Origin of the sequence: Drancourtella sp. An12 (assembly GCF_002160935.1) — a bacterium.
Taxonomy (GTDB): Bacteria; Bacillota; Clostridia; order Lachnospirales; family Lachnospiraceae; genus Sellimonas; species Sellimonas catena.
The window spans coordinates 23,556-42,755 of the sequence record NZ_NFLO01000004.1; the positions used below are offsets into that span (position 1 = coordinate 23,556).

A 19,200-nucleotide genomic window follows, 5' to 3' on the forward strand; every position below is an offset into this window, starting at 1 on the left:
AGTCATTCATATTACCGGTGTAAAAAAAGTTAGAATACAGGAGGAAACAACAATGAACAACATGCTGGAAACAAAACGACAGGTAACAAGGAAACCGGAGTCCGCAGAGTGGCTTTCTTACTGCAGGCCGGCATTCTGTCCACAGCTTACTTCACCGGATGAGAACACTGTATACACCAAGATGGCCGACCTGTATGTGGCGGCATACTTGTTCCTGCCGGTGGAAGGGGAGCCTGTGAAGCTTCGGATCACGAAGGATCTGCTGGAATATTACGAGATTTCAGAAACTGATTTCTGGGATCGGTGCCTGGACAATCTGGAAGCAGATGCCTGCATTCAGGATATGCAGGAGATTGTCCAGAATATGATCTTCTTGTCAGGAAAAACAACAAACCTCTTCCGGAAAGGTGCCCTGCCGGATCCGACTCCGGAGACCATGTACGTTGTCAAAACAGAGTCCAACGAAAGCAATTACGGGGCAGCGGCCATCCTGCTGCAGGAAGTCCGCAGGAAGCTGCTGGAATGCTGGTCGGATGGGGTATACATCCTCCCGTCCAGCCTCCACGAAGTGATCTGTGCGGAGAAAACCGATGACCCGTCCCGGCGGGACTTTTTACAGGAGACGGTGAAGGCCGTGAACTGCAAGGAAGTCCTGCCGGAGGACCGCCTGTCTGATTCGGTTTACGAACTGCTCCCAAGCGGGGAGGTGGTGTTGGCATGATGGAAGGACAGAAACCGGTTGCCATCCGGATGTTCCGGAAATACCTGGCCTGTAGTGCTGAGCAGGCAGAGCGGTTTTACCGCCTGTGCGCAGACCGTTCCGAGAAGAACCGGACGCCCCTCTTTTATGAGGTACAGGGAATCCTGGATTCCTACCGGGCATGTGCAGCATTGTCATAAGGAAGAAAGAAGAAGGCAGGGCATCCCTGTCTTCTCCTTTTCTATGGAAATCCGGCGGCATCTCCCATATTGGAAACGAAAATCAGAAAAGAGGAGGAAACAATATGGAAGCAAATCAAGCACAGGAAGAAGCCATCCGGACCGTGGAGGGGCAGCTGATCGTGGTTGCCTGCCCGGGAAGCGGCAAGACTACCACGCTGGTGCGCAGGATCCATCACATGGTGGAAGACTGCGGGATCCAGCCGGAACACATCCTGATGATTACCTTTACGGCAGCGGCAGCAAAAGAAATGCGGACCCGTTACCAGAAACAGTACGGGAAGGATGAAGTGACGTTCTGTACCATCCATTCCCTCTGCCTTGCCATATTACGGAAGTTTGCGGGAATTGCCAATGACGATATCCTTTCCGATGCCAGGGCGTTTTTCTACGATCGGCTGCGGAAGGAAAAGAGCATCAATGATAAGGAGAGCTTCATTAAGCTGCTCCTGACGGATATCTCCGTTGTGAAGAATAATTCCCTCACCCTGGCAGAGTACCAGCCCCAGTGTTGCAGCGACCAGCAGCTGTTTGAGTCCCTGTTCCGGAACTACGAAGAGTACAAGGAGCAGGAAGGCCTGATCGACTTTGACGATATGCTGATCCGGGCCTACCAGCTGCTGGAACAGGACGGGAACTGCCTTGCCTGGATCCGGGACCGATACCGGTATATCCAGGTGGATGAGTACCAGGACACCAACTTCCTTCAGAGAGACCTGGTGTACCTGATCGCCGGAAAGGACGGGAACCTGGCCGTAGTAGGGGATGACGACCAGTCTATCTACGGGTTCCGTGGTGCCAGGCCGGAGGTCATGCTGAAGTTCCAGGACTATTATCCCAGAGCACGGATGATCCGGATGAGTACCAACTACCGGTCCTGCAGCGGGATCATCGCCCTGGCAGACCGGCTGATCCGGCAGAACACTGCCCGGTTCCCGAAGCAGTTCCTGTCTTTCCATAAGGAAGAAGGGAATATCACCCGGATCCGGAAGCAGAACCGGATGGCGGAACTGTATGCCGTGGTCACGAAGGTCCAGGACCTGATCCGTTCCGGGGAAGACCCGAACCAGATCGCCATCCTGTACCGGACGAATCGGCAGGCAGAAGCCCCGGCGGCCATCCTGACGGATGCCAGGATCCCGTTTGTGACAACAGAAAAGATCCAGAGCCTATATAAGCACTGGATGTTTGGGGACCTGCAGGCCTTTTACCGTCTGGCTAATGACCGGGACTGGACACGCCGGGACCTGGCACGGGTACTGAACCATCCTCAGCGGTTCCTGCAGGACCCGGGCTACCTGCGTGCAGGCTTAAGCCGGAGCAAAATGATGGCTGTAGCCTACCGCACCGGAGGGGAAGCCTGGAAGCGGGACAAGGCCGTGGAGCAGGTGGATGCGTTTTTCCGTCTGATTCGGATGCTGAAAGGGAAGGAGCCGGAAGAGTTTTTAAAGATCCTGTCCCTGTTGGGACCGTACCGGAACTACCTGGAAGAATATGCCAAGTATATGCAGGCGGATGTGACGGAGTTTCTGGACATCTGGAACCGGTATCAGGAAGACGCAAAGAAATGGAAAACCTGGAAGGACTGGGGAGCGTACATTGTGCGCTATAACCATACCATGGAAGAAGCCCAGAAGAACCGGGAAGGCGTGACCCTTTCCACCATGCACTGTTCCAAGGGCCTGGAATGGAAACAGGTGTTCCTGATCGACTGCGTGGACGGGATCTGCCCTTATGAGAAGGCAGAATCGGATGCGGCAAAGGAAGAGGAGCGCCGGCTGTTTTATGTGGCAATGACCCGGGCAAAGGAAAACCTGTATTTGTGCACGTATGAAGAAAAGGGAAGGGACAAGGTGAAGCCTTCGCCGTTCCTGTAAGAGAAAAGCATCGCCATGTAAGCGGTGCTTTCCTTTTTTTTTGCAAAACCTATTTCCCGTTGTCATGGTAAACACGGACGCCAAGGCCGAAGATCTTATCGGAGAAGGTACCCGGCTCGGTATTTGCCAGGGCTTCCTCTACCTGGTACATCCGGCTGTCGATCATGTCCAGATGGTGCAAAAGCTCTGCTTCCGGTGTCTGAGGCAGTACCGTGGCTCCATACGTGCCGTGGTGGCTGAGGATCATGTGCTGCAGTTTCATCAGCAGGTCCGCCGGTGTCTTTAATGTCCTTGCATAAAAGGATACCAGGTCGGTCCCCAGGTATGCATGGCCGAGGAGGCTTCCCTTTGTGGTATAGTCCGCAGCCCCGAAGGTGTTGGTATCCAGTTCCTCCAGCTTCCCGATATCATGGAGCAGGGCACCGGAGGCTACCAGGTCCTTGTCCACTGCCGGGTAGAACTGGCAGAGGGCGTCTGCCGCCTGCATCATCCGGTAGGAGTGGTATAAAAGCCCGCCGTAGATGGCATGGTGTACCGTTTTGGCGGCGGACCACATCCGGAGCTGGGATTTCTTATCCCGGAAGATGGCCGTCATGAGGGCCTTTAAGTCCGGGTCTGCAATGGCATCCAGACGGGAGCCGATGGCATCCAGTGTCCCGTCCAGGTCAATCGGCGCTTTCCGGATGAAGTCCTCCGGCGGGCGTTTGGAGCGCACACAGCTGTCCGTGTCGTAGGTTGTCTCGTTCCCATACAGGGACGCCTTCACGTTTAAGACCACCGCCGTGTTCTTCACCGGCAGGAAGTCATCCAGCCTTGCATCCCATTTCTTCACCTCTGCGGTGGTATCCCCGTCCGTGACCTTCAATACCACATACGGCTTCCCGGTTTTCGTTTCCCGTTCCATCACGTCCAGTACCAGCGCGTCTACCTGTTCCCGGATCCCAAGATCCAATTCCTTTAATTTTGCATTCATCTTTTGTTCCTCCTGTGTTTTCTAAATTCCTATCCAATATGGCATCCCGGGGCGGATTTCGTCCGGCGGGAGAAAATCCCATATTGGAGGGGACGAGACAGAAAGGAGAATGATTGTGGACAAGAAAGTATTGTTGGGAAAGATCGAAAAGTATGCGCTGATCTTCGGGTTTGTATGTATCATTGCCGGTATCTGGCTGCCTGCCCTGAACTGGGCATCCATCGCCCTGTTCGGCGTGACCTATGTGACAGGGTTTATCAAAGCCTATTGGAAGACCGGGCGGGTACGTCCCGTATCCCTGGTGTTGTGCCTGGCCTCCCTTGCATGGCTGGCCCTTCGGCAGTTTACGGAATCCCCGTTTTTACTGCTGTTCGGGCAGGTGGTGCTGTACATCTTCCTCTTGGATACCCAGCGCACCATGCTGGGACATTTCAATAAGCCCTTCCTGGCCTATGCGGCCTGTGCCGTTGCGGTCGGCCTTGCCACGGCCGTGTACCCGTGCCGTGTGACCAATATTGCCAACCTCCTGATGCAGGTATGGATCCTGTTCCGGTTCCTGGATCCGATCCTGGAAAAGATCGGACAGGCGCACCGGGCAAAGCGGCTGGCAGCCCTGGAAAAAGAGCAAAAGGGAAGCGAGGTGGACGCACCATGCAGCAGCAGCGGACAGACAGCGGACTAAGCACCCGGCAGTGGCTGGGGGTGATCTTCCTGGCGGGGATGCCGGTCCTGAATATTTTCTACTTATATAAAATCGTCTTCACGGACGAAGAGAAGCCCCATTACCGGTACGTCCGGGCAGTGGCAGCGGTCATGTACACCGTCTGGATCCTGGCGGCACTGCCAATGTTCCTGTTCCTGGTACTGGCCTGGTTTGGGGCATAACAGAGAGAGGAGCGATGGATATGGAAGAAGTAAAAGCAACACAGGAAGAAATGCAGAAAGAGAGAACAGGGGGACAGCGGGAAGAACCGCAGGAAGAAGCCAAAGAAGAAGCACTGACAGAAGCCCCGGAAGGGGCGGACGCCCTGGCAGCGGAAGAGGAGGCTGCTGAAGGGATGGAGGAGACGGAAGAATGGCTCCGGGATCCGGAAGAGGAGGAAGGGGTGTTCCCGTCTTTCCTGGGCTGGGTGGGCACGGTACTGCTCCTTTTGGTGCCGGCGGCCAACCTGGTGGTCCTCTTTGAGTGGGCTTCCGGGCATACGAAATATCCCATCCGGGTCAATTTTGCCCGTGCCATGATCCCGGCAGTGCTGGCGTTCTATGCCGTGCTGGCAGTGGGGATCCTCGTATTATAGACACAAAAAGACAGCCGCTTTCCCGGCATCCAGGAAGGCAGCTGTCTTGTTTTTTTTAACAGATCCAGTCGGCGGGATCCGTGGATGGCGGAACCACCCGGCGTGCCCTGCAGGCAGCGGCAGCCCGGGAGGTATCCACGGAAACACCGGGGATGGCATGGGCCGGGATCACGTCCCCGAACCGGTAGAGGTGGGTGTGGAAGTGGTCCTGGTTGGCGCAGTAGGTGATGACCTGCCCGGCTTCCGGTTCCACAATCCAGTATTCCTTAACCCCGGCACCGACATAAAGGTTGACGTGCTTTGTCTCAGCGCCCGGGGAGACGATCTCCAGGATCCAGTCCGGGACGCCATTGCATTCGGCATCCGTCACCTGCCCCGGCGGGCAGACCACAAGATCCGGACATACCGTTTCTTTTTTCAGGTGGACCGGGATTCCCTGGAAGACCTGGCTGTTTGTGGATATATGCCGGAGGGTCTCCTTTATGGTCTGTGCAAATCCATCCAGTACCTTCTGGTAAAACGCTACGTTTTCTGATCCGGACGGATCGCTGGCATTTCGTTCTGACATATCAATCCATTCTCCTTTATTAATAAAATAACAAATTTTACAGAAATGAAAATTCGGAACCAGGTTCCGAAAAAAAGCTGTCCCCCTTTCCGGGAAACAGCCTTTTGAAACCTTTCTTATGAAAAGGACACCTTCAGTATAGCAAACGGAAGCCTGCCCTGCAAGATGGCAGACGTAAAAAAAACCCGGAAGTGCCGGGGCCCCCACAGGGGAAAGAAACGAAAGGGGACGGGAAATCCAGGCCAAAAGTGGACGGGCTTTCCGTTCTTCCATATTAGGGTCAGCCGGGGCAGGGGAAGCCCATGGGGAAAGGAGGCATGGCCAATGGCAATCGACGCTTACGGGCTGCGGGACGAAGTGGAACGCAGGGTAAGGAACGGGGAAACATTTTCCCTCCAGGAAATCCGCAGGATCATGAAGCAGACCGGTTTGAGCTACGTACAGGTAGTCAGCCGGGCGAAGGCACTGAAAAAGCAGATGGACCAGGCGGAACAGGAAGCGGAAGCGAACGGAACCGTATTTGACAAAGAGCAGTATCTCCATGAACGCATGGGCGGGAAGTAGCCTCCCTGGGGACGCACCCTCCGGACAAAAACGGAAGGGCGGAGTGATCTTCCATATTGGAACTGCCGCAGGAAAAGCGGCAGGGCAGCCGCCCCGGGGACGGGAACAAAAGCCTTCCGGGTATCCGGCAGGCATAATGCCGGGAAAGGACCAGGACCGGGGAACCAGGAACCTCATTTTGTTGTACTGAAACTGACAGGTTCGGTCCGGGTTACAGGAGTTCGGGCATTTCAGGTACGTCCGCAAATCCCAGGCATGGCAGGTTCCCATCCCGAAATCGGAGGGGCTGACCGATCTTCCATATTCAAAGCGGCGGCGGATACCAAACCTGCCGCCGGCAAAAAAAACTGAGAAAGGAGAAACAAGCCCATGAAAACATTCCTTGAAGAATACGGCGTTGTTGTTGTGGCAGCGATCATCATCATGATCATCGTTGTAGCAGCAACACCACTCGGAACATCCATCCGTGACGGAATCGTATCCGCAGTAAGCAGACTTACTACAGCACTCAACAACTCAAACGGCGGAAACACAAGCGTTACACCGTAAGTTCCTGCGAGAACAGGCGGCCGGCCCGGGGCCGCAGCCCGGGCACAAAATAAATAAAAGAAAAAGGAGAACAAGCCAATGAAAACATTCCTCGAAGAATACGGTGTTGTGGTTGTGGCTGCGATCATCATCATGATCATCGTTGTAGCAGCAACACCACTTGGAACAAGTATCCGTGCAGGTATCGTATCTGCAGTAGACAGACTGACAGCAGCACTGGATGCATCGAACGGCGCTGACAACGGCGTAACACCGTAATAGGCACAGCGTCAAAATACCTGCCCGGGTGGTCACAGCCCGGGCATTTCCAAAAACGAAAAACAACTAGAATCAGGAGACAGTATATATGAAAACATTTTTGGAAGAATACGGGATCATCGTGGTGGCAGCGATCATCATCATGATTATCGTTGTGGCAGCGACGCCACTTGGAACAAGCATCCGGAACGGAATCACATCGGCGGTGGACAGGCTGACGGACGCACTGGGGGATTCCAACGGGTCCGATACAGGACCGGACTTAGGGCCGGAAACACCGGAACCACCAGAACCGTAAGTACCGGATCCGGAGTTACCATAATCTGGTATGCACATGAGGGGGCTTCGGCCCTCTTTTTTGTTCCATAAGGGCAGGGAATCTGCCATATTGTTTGCAAATATGGAAGAAAGGAGAACACTTGAAAAGTGTAATAAGGAAAATTATGGCAAAAGTATTTGGTTCCGAATGGGAATTTAAGGACAGCAGCTTTGGCCCGCTCCTTCCGTATATCGAGGACGATCAGATTACGGATATCAACTTCAACGGCACGGATGTCTGGGTGGAACACCTGACGAAGGGCATCTACAAGACGGACGTGCAGCTGACACAGGAGTTCGTCAACCAGTTCAGCACAAGGATTGCCAACGTGGTGAGCGACCAGCTGAACAAGTACCACAACGTCGTGGAAGCAGAAACGGACGAGCTGCGAATTTCCATCATCCATCACAGTGTTACGAATACCGGCTATTCCATCTCCATCCGTAAGACGCCGCCGGTTATGCGGCTCAATGACGAGGAAATGCTGAAAACCGGGTACTGTACAAAGGAGATCTTAAACCTCCTGAAGCACTGCATTGACGCAAAGATGAACATGGTGTTCTGCGGGACACCGGGTGCCGGGAAGACGGAACTTTTGAAGTACCTGACCCAGTACATCCCAATTTATGAAAAAGTCATGACCATTGAAGACAACCTGGAGATCCACTATAAGGATATCAACCCGGGGGCCAACTGTGTGGAACTGAAGGTAGACGAGGAGCTGTTCTCGTACACAAAGGCCATCAAGACCGCCCTCCGGCAGAACCCGCAGTGGGTGCTCCTCTCGGAAGCACGTTCCGTGGAAGTCAAATACCTCCTGGAATGCTTCTCCACCGGTCTCCACGGGCTGACCACCCTCCACACGGACGATACCCGGAAGATCCCGGACCGTGTGGCCAACATGATGCAGGATGCCTATGCGGCGTCCCGTCTGGAGAACGATATCTACAGTTTCATTAATGTAGGGATCCTGCTCCGGAAGAAACTGATAAACGGGAAGATCCAGAGGGTGGTGGACCAGATCTGCTTCTTCGACCGGGTAGGGGACGAGAACACCTACAGTCTGGTAGTGGAAGGCGGGAAGCTGGTGTCCAAGGACCTGCCGGAAAACGTCAGGAAGAAATTCCAGTGGAACGGCGTCAATGACCCGTTCACGGAAAGGAGAGCATAAGCCATGGCAAAGAGACAAAAGAAACAGAAGCCGAAACGGGCAAGGAAGAATAAGGGCCTGAAATTCTACCAGGTACTCAATCCCATTGCCCTGAAAAAGGAGATTAAGCAGATGGACGTGGGTGAGTTTTCCGCCCTCAACTACTTAAAGTTCCTTGCCATCTGCTATGTGGGCATGATCGTCCTGATCTTCGTGTTCAAGCTCCAGTGGCCGTATGCCCTGGCCCTCATTGCCCTGGAGACCCTGGGACTCCCGATGGCCTTCTACCTGCAGTTCAAAAACCTGTACGAAAAGAAGAAGTTTGAGGACATTGCGGCCTACATCGAACAGCTCCTGTACTCCTTCAAGCGGCAGCCAAAGATCCTGTCGTCCCTGGAAGACACGGTTGTCCTGTTCGAGGACCGCAAAGACGGGCATTTGTACCAGGCCATCCAGAAGGCCATCGCCTACATTCGGGAAGGGCACTTTGAGGAGGACTTATATAAGGAAGCCTTCGCCTTTATCGAAGAGGAGTACGGCTGCAAGCGTCTGTACAAGGTCCATGAGTTCCTGGTACGGGTGGAGAACAGCGGCGGTACGGTCAAGGAATCCATCGACATCATGCTCCAGGACCGGAACCTGTGGGTGAACCGGATCCAGGAATTTGTCCAGGAGAAACAGAAAGTCCGGATCAACGTCACCATCGGCATCGGCCTCTCCATGATCGTCGTTGCCATGAGCACTTACATGGTGCCGTCGGAGTTTGGCATCAACAGCCAGTGGCCGTCCCAGCTGGCGGCAACGGCAACCTTTGCCCTGAATATGCTGATCTGGTACTTTGTCCAGAAAGCCCTCGCCAAGAGCCTCCTGGAAGCGGACATGGACCTGCCGTTCTCCGAGGTGGAGCGTGCCTACAACCTGGTCATGCACGACAAGCAGAAAACCGGGCAGTACAAGATCGCAGCCGGGATCTGTGCCGTGGGTGCCGTGGCAGCCTACTTTGCCCTGGGTATCCAACCGGCCGTAGCCCTGGCGCTGTTTGCAGGGATCCTGGTTACCCAGCCGGGACGAAAGTACAAGGCCTGCTTCAAGCGTGTGAAGCGGGAAGTGGAAAAGACCTTCCCGGACTGGCTCATGGCCCTGGCGCTGCAGCTGCAGACGGATAACGTCCATGTGTCCATCGCAAAGACCATGATGGATGCGCCGGAGATCCTCCGGGAGGAGCTGGTGAAACTCCAGGACAACCTGGAGAAGCACCCGAACGAACTGGAACCGTACATCGGCTTCTTCCGGAAGTTGAACAGTGCGGACATCCTGACCGCCATGAAAATGCTCTATGCCATGTCGGAGTTCGGTTCCGATGACGCCCAGGAACAGATCCAGGGGCTGGTGGAACGGAACATCCAGATCATGGACAAGGCGGACCGGATGCGCATGGAAGACAACCTGGCAGGCATCAGCTTTGCCATGCTGCTGCCGATGCTAACAGGTATCATCAAGATGCTGGTAGACCTGTTCCTGGTCATGGGCTATATCCTGGGCCAGATCAGTATGTAGACAAGGAGGCGGTTGTATGAGTGAATTTCTGGAAGAATACGGGGGCATCGTGGCCATTGCCCTGGTAGGGCTTGGCATCATTGCTGCCTTTACACTGGCGCTAGTCCAGATATGTAACATTTAAAGGGGGCTGCGTACATGAAAGAAATCTTAGAAGAATACGGCGGGATCATTGCAGCAGTCATTACTGCCCTGATTATCGTGGGACTCCTGTTTGCCATGTTCACGCCGGGGAACCCGATCTATGACGGCGTGCGGGACCTCTTGACCGCCTCCATGCCGTAGGAAGGAGACACACATGAAAGCATTTTTAGGCCAATACGCCAAAGTGATCCTGATTGCCCTCTGCGTCACCGGCCTGGTGGTATTCCTCCTGTCGGCAGGGGGCGGGTCCTTCCGCTCCTATATCCCGGAACCGGTGGCAACCGCCGGGAAGGAGGACAGCGGGGTGCTGGTGGACGACATTGCCGCCAGGAAGGCCCCGGTGATCACGGTAAAGAAAGTGAAGCTGAAAGCCGGGAACAGCTACAACCTGAAGGGGGCGTCCTTCGTGTCCGCCGTGGATGCGGACGGGGATGCCATGACGGTAAAGATCGAGAAGATCATCCAGCCGGACGGATCCCAGCTTTCCGTGCCGGCAAACGGCATCATCCAGGCGAAGAAGGGGAACTATAAAGTCACCTACAGCGCCCAGGAGACCTATAAGACCGTGGTCAACCGGTCGGAGAAGACCGCCACGTTCGTGGCAGATTAAAGGAGGGTTTTGCGATGAAAGGTGCAATCGAAACCATGATCGGAATCCTGGTGCTGACCTTTATGGCGGTGCTTGGCACGTCGTACATCACGGCGTCCTTAAACACCCAGCGGGCGCAGAACTACCATGCGTCCGTGGTGCAGGAACTGGAGAATTCCGATTTTGCGGACAGCGTGATTGCGGAAGAACAGGCAAAAGCGCTGGAGAACAATTACAATGAACTGAAGATTGAAAAGAAGACCAGCGACAGCACAGGCGAAAGCTATGCGAAAGTGACACTGGACTACAACTACAGCATCCCGATCCTCAACATGGTCATGGACCATGAGATCGTGGGCTATGCTAGATAGGAGGGGGACGCATGAAGAACGCAGTCATCGGCTTTTGCAGTATCATCATCCTCCTGCTTGCGGGCATGGCCATCAGCACGGCGGAAGGTCGGACCATGCGCCAGAACGAGCTGGACAGTACCCTGGGCGCTGCCATGGTGCAGTCCATGGAGATCCTCACCATGTCGAAGGACTACGAAATGGAAGATAAAGAAGCCTTCGTTTCCGACGTGATCCAGAACGCCCTGGTGCGGATGAACTCCGACTCGGAGTATGACGTGGAAGTGTACAGCGTGGACACGGAGAAGGGCATCCTGGACGCAGAGGTCACGGAGACCTATACCCAGCTGTTCGTGCCCGGGAAGGTCACCGCACGGAAGACCGTCGTGCTGGACGACTACACCAACGAGGACGACGTGTACTACAGCGTGACGTTCCAGAAAAGCGGGAACGTGGTGAAACAGATCCAGGTCCACGGCGGGGATTTCCTGTCCGGGGCGCTGCTCCCACAGGGCACCGGCGTGACGAAGTGGAAGGACAAGGACAGCGGCACCGTGTATACCGCTTCCAATATCGCCACCCTTGCCGTCACGAAGAACCTGACGCTGGAAGCCGTATCTTAAGATACGAAAAAAATGAAAAGAAGCAGTCCTGCAGGCAACATCCTGCCGGGCTGTTTTTTTTGCCGGAATGAAAGGGGCGGCCGATCTTTCATATTAGTGACGGAGCCTGAAAGGGCAAACAAGGAAGGAGGAGGTACCCTTGGACAGATAACCGTCCTTTCAAGACAACTGAATACAGTAGGGCGACGGCAGCCCGATTTGAAGCCTGTCGAAAGACGGGAAACTGCCGAACCATAAGGAGGTAAAATTGACTATGAGACGAACATGGAAACGATTCCTTGCGGGATCCCTTGCGGCTGTCATGGTATGTTCCATCCCGATGGGCTACGTCACCGCCGCAGACATTACCGGCGGGGGCACATCCACGGAGGCGTCCGGCATAACGGAACTTCCCAAAGGGGATGGGTCGAAACTGGCGAAGATACTGGATCCAAAGGATCCAAACCAGTCACTGGAACAGCTGAAGTTTGAGGAACTCGATGACCTGACGGCCTATGAGGCGGTGCTTGCCGCCAAATACCTGTACTTGAGGGATTCTGCCTTGTCCGATCATCGTCAATCCTTAACACCTTATATCAACGCATTAAATGCCATCGAGGAGCGGGAAGCGCTCTCCGGGGAAGACCGGGAACAGGCGCTGGCAGATACCGGCGCATGGTTTGCGGAACATGACACGGTAGTGGACTGGGAAGCAGAAGGGCTTGCAAGCCTTTCGGACTATGCAACCTACCTGGACGAGAAAGCGCCGGAGTTTCAGGTCAACAACCGCTTAAACTGGCTGGATAAGCTGGAAAGCACGGGAAAAGAAGACCGGGAGGCAGCGGCACAGGCCATGCTTCTGGACTTTGGCGAAACGTCCTTTGCGGATGTCAGCAAGGCATCCACGATTGCCGTGTTTGCGGCCATGGGGGCAGAGAAAGCAGCCGTTTACTTTGGGGAGCTGGAAGACCGGGAGGCCTACCAGTACCTGGAAGCAGCAGAGCTGTCCTACGCATCCGTCCTTTCGGAAGCACTGCGGACGAAACAGGCGGATACGGTGAAGTTCCAGGAATATGCAGACGTGTACTGGACGGTTGCCGGAACGGTCCTGGGCCGGGACGCCAAAGCCGCAGCGGACTACCGCACGGAGGGCGCATCCCAGTACCTGGAAGCGGCAGTAGGTAAGGAAACCAGGAAGGAGCAGGGCATCAAAGACCATGCATCCTACATGGAATACTTAGCGGAACTGAGCGCCAGCAAGGACTTCACAACGATCCGGCAGAACCTGGACGACGTGGACACCAAAAAGGACACCGCCCAAAAACAGCTGGAAAATTTCAAGTCCTACCTGGAAGAGGTCTACGGCTTCGACTCGCAGGAGACAGCAACCGAAGAGCCGGAAGCTGACGCAGAAAGCAAAGAAGAACCGGCAAAGACTGAAACCCCAAAGAAGAGCGCCCCTGCAAAAGCAGCAAAGGCAGCAGCAGCGGCACCACGTGCAAGCGTAGGCGTCACCTACCAGGCCCATGTAGACCAGAAGGGCTGGCTTGGCTGGGTGAGCAACGGAGCAACTGGCGGAACGACTGGCCAGAACCTGAGCATGCAGGCCATCCAGATCAAGGGAAGCGGATTCCCGTCCGGATCCGGCATCCAGTACCGTGCGCACGTGCAGACTAAGGGCTGGATTGGCTGGGTGAGCAACGGGGCAACCGGTGGAACGACCGGCCAGAGCAAGCGGATGGAGGCCATTCAGATCAAATTGACGGGAGCCATTGCAAACCAATACCATATCCAGTATCGTGCCCACGTGGAAGATATCGGCTGGATGAACTGGGTGGAAAACGGCGCTACTGCCGGAACGACTGGCGAAAGCAAGGCCGTCCAGGCCATCCAGATCCGCCTGGTGCCGGTGGTGGCAAGGAACATCAATACCGGCGCAACCTACTGCTCCATCCAGGAAGCAGTCAATGCGGCCAGTGCCGGACAGACCATTGGTGTCATTGCCAGCCATTCCACCTCCGGGATTGTGATCAACAAGAATATCACGATCTATTCCTACGGTGGAAACTATACGGTCACCAACAGCAACAAAAATGACAGTGTGTTCGAAGTACAGTCTGGAAAGACCCTGACACTGGGCGGAAGCTCCAATACCCTGACCATCAACGCCAACAACGGCAACCAGCCGACGGTGGATGTAAAGTCCGGGTCAATCTTCTATCTGAAGTCCGGAGCAACCCTGTCCAACTCCTACAGTACTTCTGTCCTGAACCTGGGTACCACCTACATCCAGGGCGGAACCATCACAGGAGGAGAACGAGGGTATCTTTCCGATACACCGAGGACGACAGGAGACGGATTTACAAAAGCAAAGCATTATAATGGTTCCGGTATCTACAACAAAGGGACACTGAACATATCTTCTGGCACCATTTCCAATAACTATACTTGGATGCTGGGAACGATCTTTAATGGCGGGAAACTGACCATGACAGGCGGTACCATTAGCGGGAACAAGGCTCACTATGGGGCGGGAATCTATAACGCAGCTGGCGTAAGCGGCTACAATGGTTCCCTGAATATCACCGGCGGATCCTTTACCAACAACTCAACCATTAATGGCTGGGTGGAAGGCCGTAAATTGGGCTTGTCCATGGATAGTACCGATTTTAGTCCGTTTGCGGGGAACGGCGGAGCCATCTTTACAGGAGCACATAACAGCCCGTCGATTTCTAATGTTACATTCAGCGGAAATACCGGCTCATTTGGAGGAGCAGTATTTGCGGGGCCGGATGGAAAAACCCAGACGGGATATACAATTACGATTAAAAACTGTAAGTTTCAGAACAATACCGCAACGGCTGCCGGATATGATGCGGATTCCTCAATAGCGAACAGTAAGGAAAGATCCTGCGGTGGCGGGGCAATCAGTTCGCACATGGCCGTATCCATCAGCGGGTCTACCTTTACCAACAATAAACAGGTGAACGATTCCTGGTCGGAACAGCAGTTCGGATACTACGGACATGGCGGAGCGATCCGTATGCGTCTGGGTGGAACCATTAGCGGTTGTACCTTTACTGGGAACACTGCTGCCATCGGTGGGGCAATTTCCATGTATGATCCGGCCGAAACCGTTTCGTATACAGCAAATTACAGTAGCAATACTGTTTCCGGTAACTCTGCAACTCGTGCCGGCGGTGGATTCTACTTCGATACCAAAAAGGGATCTGTGAACATGACATCCAACACGGTTCAGAGCAACAAGAATACGGGAAGCATCGGCGGTGGAGGTGCCTACATTGCATCCGGCACAACAGCAAAGATTACCGGAGGTTCCTTCTCCGGCAATACTTCTACTCTTGGCGGCGGTGTTTGCAACTGGGGAACGACGACTCTTTCCGGTGTTACGTTTACGAACAACACAGCATCCCAGAAGGGCGGCGGTGCGTACCAGGCAGGAACCATGTATCTGAATGGTGCCCTTGCCATGGATGCTACATCCGATATCTATCTTCCGACAGGGAAACGGGTAGATATTAATGCTGCACTGACGAAGACATCCGGCCTGGTGGCGAAGTTTACGCCGCAGGATTACTATAACGGACGTGTCCTTGCCAGAGTAGCTTATGGTACGAAGCTTGCTACGACAGAATTTGCCTACAGCTCCGGCGCTGAAAAATTCCAGCTGGCAGCTAACGGATCCTATATTATTCGTCCGGGAAATAAGCATGCGTCTTCGTCTTCTGTGGCAGACAGTGACCTGGTAATCAGTACACGCTATAACCTGAACTATGTAGCGAATAAACCAAGCAGTGCATCTGGATCCGTATCCAATATGCCGTCCAATGGCTTTTCCTACTGGAACGAGAACACGACACTTTCCAGTTTGACACCGACTTTGACTGGATATACATTCAAAAACTGGAACACAGCAGCTTCCGGAAGCGGAACATCCTACAGCAAGGGACAGACTGTGCTTTTAAATAAGGCGCTGACAATCTATGCACAGTGGACGCCAAATACCTATAAGGTAGTGTACAATGGCAACGGTGCAACGGGCGGATCTACTGCAACCAGTACTCATACTTACGATGTAGCCAAAAACCTGACAGCCAACGGCTTTACAAAAACCGGTTATCGGTTTGCTGGATGGGCAACATCGGCATCCGGCAGCGTCGTATATTCAGATAAGCAGAGCGTGAAAAACCTGACTTCTGTAAATGGCGGAACAGTAACTCTGTATGCGAAGTGGACACCGAACACTTATAAAGTAGTGTATAACGGCAATGGAGCAACGGGCGGATCAACCGCAACCAGCACTCATACCTATGATGTAGCCAAAAACCTGACAGCCAACGGCTTTGCGAAGACCGGATACATCTTCCAGGGCTGGGCAACCAGTGCAAACGGAAGTGTCGTATATTCCAACGGCCAGAGCGTCAAGAACCTGACCGCTACCCATAACGGAACCGTGACCCTGTATGCGAAGTGGAGTCCAATCGGCTATACCGTCATCTATAACGGCAACGGTGCAACGGGAGGATCTACTGCAAGCAGCAGTCATACTTACGATGTAGCCAAGAACCTGACAGCAAACGGCTTCAGCAAGACGGGATACCACTTTGGCGGTTGGGCAACTTCCGCAACTGGCAGTGTCGTATATTCCAATATGCAGAGCGTCAAGAACCTGACCACAACCAACGGTGCGAAAGTCAACCTGTATGCGAAGTGGACGCCGAACACCTACAAGGTAGTCTACAACGGCAACGGCGCAACAGGCGGATCCACTGCAAGCAGCAGCCATACTTATGACGTAGCGAAGAACCTGACGGCAAACGGCTTTACGAAGACCGGTTACACCTTTGCAGGGTGGGCAACTTCTTCCGGCGGCAGCGTGGTTTATAAAAACGGACAGTCCGTGAAGAACCTGACTTCTGTCAACGGCGGAACGGTGAACCTGTATGCAAAATGGACACCGATTACTTACACCGTAGTCTACAATGGTAACGGAGCGACAGGCGGATCCACTGCAAGCAGCAGCCATACCTACGATGTGGCGAAAAACCTGACTGCCAACGGATATACCCGCACCGGATATACCTTTATTGGGTGGTCCACAACAGCATCCGGAAGTGTGAAATACACGAATGGACAGTCCGTGAAAAACCTGACATCTGTGAATGGAGCAACGATCACTCTGTATGCACAGTGGAAGATCAATACGTATACCAATACGATTTCTCATTGGGCAGGCGGTTTCAAGAACAGCGAAGGCAATAACAGTAACAAGACGATGTTCAAGCTGACCGATACCAACTTCAAAGCAGATTATGCAAGCAAATACGTCATGGATTCCAGCAGGAAGACGACTATTCCGAACGGCTTCTATCTGAATACGAGCTTTGGAACAAGCTATATTTCCGGATCCTGGAAGAGCTATGCAATGGGTACATCTGTAACACAGCAGGCAAAGGCTGGATCCTTTGAGTATGATTATTACCCGACCACCTACAAGATCACTTACGATCTGGCAGGCGGCACCCATTCCGGAAACCCGTCCACTTATAACGTCCTCTATGGCGTGACGTTCAAGAACCCGACCAGAAAAGGCTACACCTTCAGCGGATGGTACATGGACGGCAAGAAGGTAACGGGCATCAACCCTGGTGCAACCGCTTCCTTTACGAGCGCATCGGATCTGTACAGCAAGCTGTCTACACGGACCACCGGAAACAAGACGGTAACGGCAAAATGGACACCAATCAAGTACGAGATCAGCTATGACGGCAATGGTGCAACAGGTGGATCTACACCGAATACCAGCCTGACTTACGATACGCCGGGAACGGTGGCAGAGAACGGATATACCTGGGAATCCCATGTGTTTGTGGAGTGGAACACGAAGCCGGACGGCTCCGGTACCAGCTACAAGCCGGGCGATAAGGTAACCAACCTTACCGATAAGAACGGGGATGTTATCAAGGTCTACGCCATCTGGGATGAGCAGATCCGGGTGGTTTACTTAGGCAATGGCGCAACATCCGGTTCCCAGAAATCCGAAGTTGTAACGGAATCTCAGGTACGGAAAGCCGGCGGTTATACGGTAAAGAAGAATGCCGGATATACCGCCTATAAAAAGAATCGGGCAACGTACATAGGATGGGATAAACGTACAAAAGTAAACGCAAAGGAAACTGCTTATAGAGAATCCAATGTGAATATCATTACATGGGAAGATCTGGAAGATATCCGTGACTATGCGAAAGCCCAGAAGGCAAAATCCAGGATGGCTGTCCGGACCATGACAGCTTCAGCAGATACCAAGGCAGCATCCATTGAGGAAGCGCCTCTGAATGCGACCTGGGATGAGGCGCCAACGATCGATACCACTGGTAAAGCGGGAGTATGGTACTACGAAGGCACTACGGTCACACGGGATGACCTGCTGGAAGGCATCACGGCAAGCGATGATGTGGATGGAAGTCTGACCAATAAGATCATCATCACCAAGATCGCCTACTCAGCAGGAAAAGTGGTAGACGGAACGAAACAGCCAGCCTACCAGAGAACCTGGACCAACGGCATGCCGGCAAGTGAAAACCTCGATACCTGGTTCCTGCAGCTGGCAAAAGAAGACAAAAAGGCAGTCCACACAGTCACCTACCAGGTAACGGACAGTGTGGGCAACGTGACCACGGCAACCGCACAGATTGAAGTACGGTACAATGAGTTCCCGACCATTACATCGGAAGACCGGTACTTTACACTGGATGAGGCGAAAGCCGGAAAGATCACAGCCAATGCGCTCCTGAACGATACCAACGTGGACGGAACCCGGAAAACATTTGCATGGGACAACGAAGAAAACGACCTGACGAACAGGCTGACCCTTCTGGATTTCAATGCGGACGAGTTCAAACACTTCGAGGAGTCCGGATACCGGAAAGTCACTCTTCATGTCCAGGACAGCATGGGACCTGGCGGAAAGGGAAAAGAGACAACCAAGCAGATCACGGTTTACGTTGTAAAAGACGGGGAGATCCCGGAAGTCGAGAAAGCGAAGAATGTCCGCTTTATTGATGAGAAGAACTACAACAAGAACAAGGACTGCAACCCGGATACCATGACCCAAGAAGAGAAGGACCAGGCAAATAAAAACGGCGGTCTGAACGTGGATTCCAAGTGGTACACGGAAGAAGACTACCGGGATCTGATTCAGGAAACCTTCCAGAAGACCAGCGGAACGGTATACAGCTACACACTGGACGACATTGAAGAGATGCGTGAGTTTGTAGACGAGCACGGAGTCGGCAACAGCCAGGAAGCAGACGCACTGGACAAGTTTGCTGAGAAGTTTAACATCGAATAAGGTCAAAGGATTGACAGAGGAGGCCGTGAAAGCGGCCTCCTTTTTGTGTGTAAAAAACGGAACCCGGTTCCGAAAAAGATAATAGAAATAA

Annotated in this window: 19 protein-coding genes; 17 read left to right on the forward strand and 2 right to left on the reverse strand. The window is 53.6% G+C overall.

Features of this window, described 5'->3' with window-relative positions; genetic code table 11:
• Positions 1-52: 52 nt before the first annotated feature.
• The 3 genes from B5E64_RS05640 (at position 53) to B5E64_RS05650 (ending at position 2,816) form a co-directional block, all read left to right on the forward strand.
• Complete coding sequence (locus B5E64_RS05640; protein ID WP_140398831.1) at positions 53-721, forward strand: DUF5688 family protein; 669 nt, start codon at positions 53-55, stop codon at positions 719-721.
• Positions 718-900 carry a hypothetical protein gene (locus B5E64_RS05645; RefSeq protein WP_087167561.1) on the forward strand — a complete coding sequence of 61 codons (183 nt, stop codon included), beginning with the start codon at positions 718-720 and terminating at the stop codon, positions 898-900. The genes B5E64_RS05640 and B5E64_RS05645 overlap by 4 nt, the downstream gene beginning before the upstream one ends.
• Positions 901-1,004: 104 nt before the next feature.
• Complete coding sequence (locus tag B5E64_RS05650) at positions 1,005-2,816, forward strand: ATP-dependent helicase (RefSeq protein WP_162610138.1); 1,812 nt, start codon at positions 1,005-1,007, stop codon at positions 2,814-2,816.
• Between the two features lie 49 nt (positions 2,817-2,865).
• On the opposite strand, the gene B5E64_RS05655 is transcribed toward B5E64_RS05650, so the two are convergent.
• Positions 2,866-3,789 carry an HD domain-containing protein gene (locus tag B5E64_RS05655; RefSeq protein WP_087167563.1) on the reverse strand — a complete coding sequence of 308 codons (924 nt, stop codon included), beginning with the start codon at positions 3,787-3,789 and terminating at the stop codon, positions 2,866-2,868.
• 115 nt (positions 3,790-3,904) lie between these two features.
• On the opposite strand from B5E64_RS05655, the gene B5E64_RS05660 reads away from it, so the two are divergent.
• Genes B5E64_RS05660 through B5E64_RS05670 form a run of 3 tightly spaced genes read left to right on the forward strand, consistent with a single transcriptional unit; the run spans position 3,905 to position 5,087 of the window.
• Positions 3,905-4,471: a hypothetical protein gene (locus tag B5E64_RS05660; protein WP_140398832.1), complete on the forward strand. Its 567-nt coding sequence runs from the start codon at positions 3,905-3,907 to the stop codon at positions 4,469-4,471.
• Positions 4,441-4,674 (forward strand): hypothetical protein, encoded by a 234-nt coding sequence (locus B5E64_RS05665; protein WP_087167565.1) that lies wholly within the window; start codon positions 4,441-4,443, stop codon positions 4,672-4,674. The genes B5E64_RS05660 and B5E64_RS05665 overlap by 31 nt, the downstream gene beginning before the upstream one ends.
• A 20-nt stretch (positions 4,675-4,694) precedes the next feature.
• Positions 4,695-5,087 (forward strand): hypothetical protein, encoded by a 393-nt coding sequence (locus B5E64_RS05670; RefSeq protein WP_087167566.1) that lies wholly within the window; start codon positions 4,695-4,697, stop codon positions 5,085-5,087.
• 55 nt (positions 5,088-5,142) lie between these two features.
• Here the strand turns inward: B5E64_RS05670 and B5E64_RS17980 are convergent, their stop codons facing one another.
• Positions 5,143-5,655, reverse strand: a complete 513-nt coding sequence (locus B5E64_RS17980) for a Uma2 family endonuclease (RefSeq protein ID WP_162610139.1) — start codon at positions 5,653-5,655, stop codon at positions 5,143-5,145.
• Positions 5,656-5,979: 324 nt separating this feature from the next.
• Between B5E64_RS17980 and B5E64_RS17985 the strand changes: the two genes are divergently transcribed.
• The 11 genes from B5E64_RS17985 to B5E64_RS05720 all read left to right on the forward strand — a co-directional run bounded on the left by B5E64_RS17985 (position 5,980) and on the right by B5E64_RS05720 (position 19,109).
• Complete coding sequence (locus tag B5E64_RS17985; protein WP_162610140.1) at positions 5,980-6,219, forward strand: hypothetical protein; 240 nt, start codon at positions 5,980-5,982, stop codon at positions 6,217-6,219.
• A 369-nt stretch (positions 6,220-6,588) separates the two neighbouring features.
• Positions 6,589-6,768 (forward strand): hypothetical protein, encoded by a 180-nt coding sequence (locus B5E64_RS05680; protein WP_087167568.1) that lies wholly within the window; start codon positions 6,589-6,591, stop codon positions 6,766-6,768.
• A gap of 78 nt (positions 6,769-6,846) precedes the next feature.
• On the forward strand, positions 6,847-7,026 hold the full coding sequence (locus B5E64_RS05685) for a hypothetical protein (protein WP_087167569.1): 180 nt from the start codon (positions 6,847-6,849) through the stop codon (positions 7,024-7,026).
• Between the two features lie 88 nt (positions 7,027-7,114).
• Positions 7,115-7,324, forward strand: a complete 210-nt coding sequence (locus B5E64_RS05690; protein ID WP_087167570.1) for a hypothetical protein — start codon at positions 7,115-7,117, stop codon at positions 7,322-7,324.
• 145 nt (positions 7,325-7,469) lie between these two features.
• Positions 7,470-8,516: an ATPase, T2SS/T4P/T4SS family gene (locus B5E64_RS05695; protein WP_087167571.1), complete on the forward strand. Its 1,047-nt coding sequence runs from the start codon at positions 7,470-7,472 to the stop codon at positions 8,514-8,516.
• A gap of 3 nt (positions 8,517-8,519) precedes the next feature.
• Entirely contained in the window at positions 8,520-10,052 is a 1,533-nt protein-coding gene (locus B5E64_RS05700; RefSeq protein WP_087167572.1) for a hypothetical protein, read from the forward strand.
• Between the two features lie 138 nt (positions 10,053-10,190).
• Positions 10,191-10,337, forward strand: a complete 147-nt coding sequence (locus B5E64_RS17990) for a hypothetical protein (protein WP_162610141.1) — start codon at positions 10,191-10,193, stop codon at positions 10,335-10,337.
• A 13-nt stretch (positions 10,338-10,350) separates the two neighbouring features.
• Positions 10,351-10,806 carry a bacterial Ig-like domain-containing protein gene (locus B5E64_RS05705; RefSeq protein ID WP_087167573.1) on the forward strand — a complete coding sequence of 152 codons (456 nt, stop codon included), beginning with the start codon at positions 10,351-10,353 and terminating at the stop codon, positions 10,804-10,806.
• 14 nt (positions 10,807-10,820) lie between these two features.
• Positions 10,821-11,156: a hypothetical protein gene (locus B5E64_RS05710; RefSeq protein WP_087167574.1), complete on the forward strand. Its 336-nt coding sequence runs from the start codon at positions 10,821-10,823 to the stop codon at positions 11,154-11,156.
• 11 nt (positions 11,157-11,167) lie between these two features.
• On the forward strand, positions 11,168-11,758 hold the full coding sequence (locus B5E64_RS05715) for a hypothetical protein (RefSeq protein ID WP_087167575.1): 591 nt from the start codon (positions 11,168-11,170) through the stop codon (positions 11,756-11,758).
• A 253-nt stretch (positions 11,759-12,011) separates the two neighbouring features.
• Positions 12,012-19,109 (forward strand): InlB B-repeat-containing protein, encoded by a 7,098-nt coding sequence (locus tag B5E64_RS05720; RefSeq protein ID WP_087167576.1) that lies wholly within the window; start codon positions 12,012-12,014, stop codon positions 19,107-19,109.
• Positions 19,110-19,200 lie beyond the last annotated feature (91 nt).

Excerpts from the sequence above, each read along its gene's own strand:
- B5E64_RS05690 (WP_087167570.1), top strand. The coding sequence starts at position 7,115 with ATGAAAACATTTTTGGAAGAATACGGGATCATCGTGGTGGCAGCGATC.
- B5E64_RS05650 (WP_162610138.1), top strand. The coding sequence starts at position 1,005 with ATGGAAGCAAATCAAGCACAGGAAGAAGCCATCCGGACCGTGGAGGGG.
- B5E64_RS05645 (WP_087167561.1), top strand. The coding sequence starts at position 718 with ATGATGGAAGGACAGAAACCGGTTGCCATCCGGATGTTCCGGAAATAC.
- B5E64_RS05720 (WP_087167576.1), top strand. The coding sequence starts at position 12,012 with ATGAGACGAACATGGAAACGATTCCTTGCGGGATCCCTTGCGGCTGTC.
- B5E64_RS05665 (WP_087167565.1), top strand. The coding sequence starts at position 4,441 with ATGCAGCAGCAGCGGACAGACAGCGGACTAAGCACCCGGCAGTGGCTG.
- B5E64_RS05715 (WP_087167575.1), top strand. The coding sequence starts at position 11,168 with ATGAAGAACGCAGTCATCGGCTTTTGCAGTATCATCATCCTCCTGCTT.
- B5E64_RS05710 (WP_087167574.1), top strand. The coding sequence starts at position 10,821 with ATGAAAGGTGCAATCGAAACCATGATCGGAATCCTGGTGCTGACCTTT.
- B5E64_RS05655 (WP_087167563.1), bottom strand. The coding sequence starts at position 3,789 with ATGAATGCAAAATTAAAGGAATTGGATCTTGGGATCCGGGAACAGGTA.
- B5E64_RS17985 (WP_162610140.1), top strand. The coding sequence starts at position 5,980 with ATGGCAATCGACGCTTACGGGCTGCGGGACGAAGTGGAACGCAGGGTA.
- B5E64_RS17990 (WP_162610141.1), top strand. The coding sequence starts at position 10,191 with ATGAAAGAAATCTTAGAAGAATACGGCGGGATCATTGCAGCAGTCATT.
- B5E64_RS05680 (WP_087167568.1), top strand. The coding sequence starts at position 6,589 with ATGAAAACATTCCTTGAAGAATACGGCGTTGTTGTTGTGGCAGCGATC.
- B5E64_RS05670 (WP_087167566.1), top strand. The coding sequence starts at position 4,695 with ATGGAAGAAGTAAAAGCAACACAGGAAGAAATGCAGAAAGAGAGAACA.
- B5E64_RS05695 (WP_087167571.1), top strand. The coding sequence starts at position 7,470 with ATGGCAAAAGTATTTGGTTCCGAATGGGAATTTAAGGACAGCAGCTTT.
- B5E64_RS05640 (WP_140398831.1), top strand. The coding sequence starts at position 53 with ATGAACAACATGCTGGAAACAAAACGACAGGTAACAAGGAAACCGGAG.
- B5E64_RS05705 (WP_087167573.1), top strand. The coding sequence starts at position 10,351 with ATGAAAGCATTTTTAGGCCAATACGCCAAAGTGATCCTGATTGCCCTC.
- B5E64_RS05685 (WP_087167569.1), top strand. The coding sequence starts at position 6,847 with ATGAAAACATTCCTCGAAGAATACGGTGTTGTGGTTGTGGCTGCGATC.
- B5E64_RS05700 (WP_087167572.1), top strand. The coding sequence starts at position 8,520 with ATGGCAAAGAGACAAAAGAAACAGAAGCCGAAACGGGCAAGGAAGAAT.
- B5E64_RS17980 (WP_162610139.1), bottom strand. The coding sequence starts at position 5,655 with ATGTCAGAACGAAATGCCAGCGATCCGTCCGGATCAGAAAACGTAGCG.